The following is a 4,634-nucleotide window of genomic DNA, read 5'->3' as shown; positions in this document are numbered from 1 at the left end:
CTATACATCAGCCCTCCGCAATACCAGCTGCATCCCGGGCCTTCCGTCATAGGCCCATAGCCCAATTCCATGCTGTCAATAAATGCTTTGTCTTTAGGTGCTAATTTTTCATAAGACAGCTCACGGGTATCTATCTTTGCATAATTGTCCAGCGCCTGCTGCCACAGCTGCTGCTCTTTTTTAGAGTAATTGTTCTTATCTCCAATGGTGGGTTTAATAGTCTTTACAATCTGGGCAAAAGAAAAAGAAAAGACAATCATTGCAGATGCTGTTAGCACGAGCAGACGGAATACTTTCATAGAAGGGATCAGCTAATTTGTACGCTTGTTAATCATGTAAATATATTATAATAATTTTAAATTTAAAATCCATAAAAAAAGCCGGCACAAAGGCCGGCCTTTCCTTCTTTAAACATCAAAACAACCACACTCCGTTCATCATAGCTACCCCACAGGTGGTTTCGAAAGCGTTTACATAACTGTCCGGCGTTCTGCGCCACCACTGGCCCCACATAAGGCCGCTGGAGTTCCGGTAGGCCCAGGCTTCCGCAGCATTATAATTGAGCCAGGAGGCGTAGGTGCTCTGGTATCCCTGATCATGTGTGAACTTACATGCCCAGCGTGCAAAAATGGACTTAAAGCCCTGGCAATCTTCGTTATCATATTCATCCGGCAGCAGGCCCTGTGCATTACACATGCTGTTTTTCGTATAGTCCATGGCTTTGGCCCCCATTGCCTTGTAATTATTGGAGGGATAAGCGTTGTGCAGCAGGTTGCAGGCGCCTATAAAAGTACCCTGCGTGTAGGTGCGGGTGCCTTCGGTAATATTGCCGGCGGCATTCATAGCGCCTGCAAGCGCGCCGGTACCGGCATTATATAATTTGCTCACCATCCAGTCCATGATCATTTTGGCTTTGTCGCGGTAGCTAACATCGCCGGTAGCCTGGTACAGGTACATGGCGCAAATGGCTGCCGGTGCATTTACACAGGCATTTTTGGTGTTATTGGCAGTGGTCCACCATAAACCGCCGCCCAGGTTGGTATCCCAGGCACGGTTCCAAACCATGTCAAAGTTATTTTTGGCCATATCTTTCATGCCGCCGTCATTGGTGAACTGAAAAGCGCGGATGCACATCAGCGCGCCCCAGATCACATCGTCATTATAAATGTTGGAGCTCCACAGCAGCCCGTAACCATCCCTCATACCATTATACAGGTATACCATTTTGTTCTTCAGATCGGGATCGTTGCTGATCGTATAAGCATCTATGATAGTTTCAATGGCTTCTGCCTGCTTCCAGAAATCCATTCTGCCGGAATGAGTAACATCGGAATAGTAATATGCCTTAAAAGAGGAGCCATAAGTGCCGTACTCATGGTAAAAAGCATTATTATAACATTGCATGGCCAGCAGCGCTTCTGACTTTACCGGCTGTACGGAGCTGGCAGTTACCGCGCTTTCACTGGCGCTGTTAGCGGACATTTTTTCCAATTCTTTTACTTCCTTTTTAGCGCAACCGGTGAAGGTGAGGGTGAACAAGAAGGCAGCCAGGGCTTTGCTGCAGCTTACAGATAGTGGAATTTTCATGTTTTTCAATTTTTATGGTAATGAAGAATTGTGCTACATGCTTATTGAGACGGGTCCAGCTTCAACAATACTGCGTGCTCACGACCGTGGAACCGGGTTTTCAGAACAGGTTGTAAATAGAGGACAGGTACAGGGGGAGGAATTACTTACAAGGGGGTAAGATTTTTTTGGGGGAATTAGATATAAGGGAGTCTTTTTTGCCCTTTTTGAATATTTACACGCAGGTAATCACTTATCCTTTTCTACAAACTCCTGCAACACCAATGCATGATTATGCTCCTCATCCTTTGCAGCATATAAAAATGTTACGGTCTTGTGTTCTTTGATACAGGACCTTAACGCTTCTACTGCCGGTGAAGCCTTTAATTCAGCATGATATTTCTTACGGAATGCTTCCCAGCTCCCCTCCTCATGATGGAACCATTTCCGCAATTCTGTGGAAGGTGCTATTTCCTTCATCCATTCATCAATATGCGCGTCTTCCTTTTTAATGCCGCGCGGCCATAAACGGTCTACCAGTATGCGGTAGCCATCGGTCTTTGAAACAGGATCGTAGATCCTTTTTATATGGATAGCCATACAAACGTTTTTTCAAAGGTAAGCAACTCTGCTGTTATGCGGGCCAGGCGCAGCGGCGTCAACGTTGTTCTATGATTGCGCTCCTTTAACAGTCAGTCGTTCCCTAAAACGCAGCCTTTTCCAGATCAGCCATTAAATGGTTTTGAAAATCAGCTGCATGGGTGGCCATATTCAACTCATAATGAAAGCGGCCGCCACTCACGGTAAAAACCCTTTGTGAGCGGATGGACCTGGGATCATTTAAAATAGCTGCGCTGTTAAACATAAATGTTTCATTCTCCGCGTGCACCAGTTCATAAGTTTCAATACGCCCGCCTACCTGCACGCTGTGCAGCAGGATCTTATCTTCCTTTAATATAATGAACCCGGTGTCCCAGAAAACGGTATGGCCGTTCTTTTCCGTGTTGTTCTTATACCATGTTTTTTGCCGGAAAAAAATAGCGTCCTTGTACTCATCCGGTATAAATTCCAGCTGCTCTGTATAGGCGGTATCGTCAATGGCAGGGAATTTGGCAAATCCCTCCCCTGCCCATTTACCAGCGAACAGGCTTTTCATTTTCAGTAAGATCTCTTTCATAATTACCACAAAGTAACAGCACTTCCGGGATCAACACTTCATTCCTCAATGAAGTATGGCCGCAAAAAAAGCGGCTGTATCATTCCTGATACAGCCGCAGTATTACTAATGGCTAAGGTAAGGCGCCAGAATGGGCTGTAAACGGCCCGCGGCTTTTATATGGCCGCTTACACTGGGATGTACATCCGTATTATTCGTGTAGTCCGGGCTGTTACGCGTAAGCCATCCATCTGTATTAATATAGTGCACTTTGTTGTCGCCGGCTGCTATTCTTGCATTTACAGCAGCCAGTGTTTGTGCAGCTTTTACGCCAAAAAAAGTGCGCATAGCAAAAATGTGCGCATTGGGGAATTTAGCCCTTACTTTTCCCAGAAAGGAAATGTAGGTGCTTTGAAACAGGCTGTCGGGCACCTGTGTGCTTTGATCATTCTGGCCAAGATTGATCACCACCACCTTAGGCGTATACCGGGTAAAATCCCAGTCCGGCGAGTTGGTAAAGGCCAGCGATTGCTGTTTGAAATACTGGATCTCCATGCCGGTTTTATTCGCATTGATGCCAAAGTTATTGGTGAGCGCTATGCCCGGGTAGGCGATCTGCGTATGTTCAGCCCCTAATGCCTCCGAACATACCCATGCATAATCAGAAACATTGGCCTGGTCATCTGTATAACCGGCCGTAATAGAATCGCCTATGTATTCTATCAGGTCTGTGCTTACCTGCGGCTTACTGGTGGCAGCGCCGGCATCCAGTATTAATCCCTGGAAAATAAATACGTAGCTGTAGTCTTTTCCCTGGGCCACTGATAAGGTATGCGTGCCGCTGCCCAGGGGTGTGGGCGTAAGGTTCACCGTACCGCTAACGCCTTTATAGCTTACCCATGGGCCGTTATCAATTTTTGCATAGTAGTTGGTGTTATTGCCTACCTTGATCTTAACGGTGGTGCCGGTAAATTTCACTTTAATATAGGCGCCGCCCCAGTCGCTTTCATACTGGTTGCTATTGCTGAAATTCCAGCGGCCAAAGTATCTGATGTTGGTATCGCCTACTGCGCCGGGTGTTACGAGTGCTGCATTTGCTTTTACCTGGTCTTTATTCTTCGTGGAATTAGCCGCTTCAGCCGTTAACAGCTGCTGCTTGGCGCATCCCAGTGAAAGGCTGATGAGCCCTATGCATAAAAGATCTTTCATGACATGGTTTTTAGACGTGAATATTATTGTGCTACTATATTAAAATAGTTAATGGCCGGGTTACCGCTCACCACCTGCAAGCGCACCGTGTGCAGGCTGTTGCCGGCAAAAGAAATGGCACCTGCATCGGCAGTGGCATAGCTGCCGTTACCGGTAACAGGCAGGTTAATAACCGGCTGGCTAACGCCATCTACAATAAAACGCACGGAGCCGGCCTGGTTAGAGGAATACCTTACCTGGAAACGGGTAGCTGCTAGCAGGGGCAGCTCTCTCCACTCCAGCCATTCGCCGGCCTGGGTGTTGGTTACATGCCATCCGCCGTTTGCATCGCCGGTTTTAACAATGTCAATATTCCCATCGCGGTAGGTGCCGCCGCTGTTGCCGGCGGAGAGATCGTTATAATAATCACAGCCCTCTGCTTCTACTTTTAAATTGCCATAGGCTTTGTTGGTATAACGGCGCAGAATATTAATGCGCTGGTTGGGATAGTCGTAATAGGTAGTATCCTTGCTGCGCCATACACTTGTATTTTCCGGCCAGTCCGTAAACCCTTCCACCAGCGTTATCAACGCACCTGCATTAGCCGTGTTGCCAAGCCCTGTGATGAAGGTTTGCCCGTGATTGGCATCTATAAACATGTTGGTGGTGGCGGTCACTACCCGGAACCCCGGTACAGCGGTGCCTACCTTCACATTATTGAAGG

6 protein-coding genes are annotated in these 4,634 nt (G+C 47.2%); all 6 read right to left on the bottom strand.

Translation table 11 applies throughout. The features are described 5' to 3' along the window. On the bottom strand, positions 1-299 hold a 299-nt coding region (locus tag VIM87_RS24120; RefSeq protein ID WP_331999486.1), incomplete at its 3' end, for a hypothetical protein. Between the two features lie 115 nt (positions 300-414). Further along, complete coding sequence (locus tag VIM87_RS24115) at positions 415-1,587, bottom strand: glycoside hydrolase family 76 protein (protein WP_331999485.1); 1,173 nt, start codon at positions 1,585-1,587, stop codon at positions 415-417. Between the two features lie 228 nt (positions 1,588-1,815). Continuing rightward, entirely contained in the window at positions 1,816-2,166 is a 351-nt protein-coding gene (locus VIM87_RS24110) for a DUF488 domain-containing protein (RefSeq protein ID WP_331999484.1), read from the bottom strand. A gap of 103 nt (positions 2,167-2,269) precedes the next feature. Next, a complete protein-coding gene (locus VIM87_RS24105; protein ID WP_331999483.1) occupies positions 2,270-2,743 on the bottom strand; it encodes an FABP family protein in 474 nt (157 codons plus the stop codon). A 105-nt stretch (positions 2,744-2,848) separates the two neighbouring features. After that, the gene (locus tag VIM87_RS24100; RefSeq protein ID WP_331999482.1) at positions 2,849-3,931 is read right to left on the bottom strand and encodes an SGNH/GDSL hydrolase family protein; all 1,083 of its coding nucleotides are present in this window, start codon (positions 3,929-3,931) and stop codon (positions 2,849-2,851) included. A gap of 23 nt (positions 3,932-3,954) precedes the next feature. Beyond that, positions 3,955-4,634: DUF5010 domain-containing protein (locus VIM87_RS24095; RefSeq protein WP_331999481.1), on the bottom strand; the 680-nt coding region annotated here is incomplete at its 5' end.

Source organism: Chitinophaga sp. (assembly GCF_036569125.1).
GTDB lineage: Bacteria > Bacteroidota > Bacteroidia > Chitinophagales > Chitinophagaceae > Chitinophaga.
The sequence above is the reverse complement of the archived record's forward strand: the minus strand, read 5'-3'. Positions and strand labels throughout refer to the sequence as shown.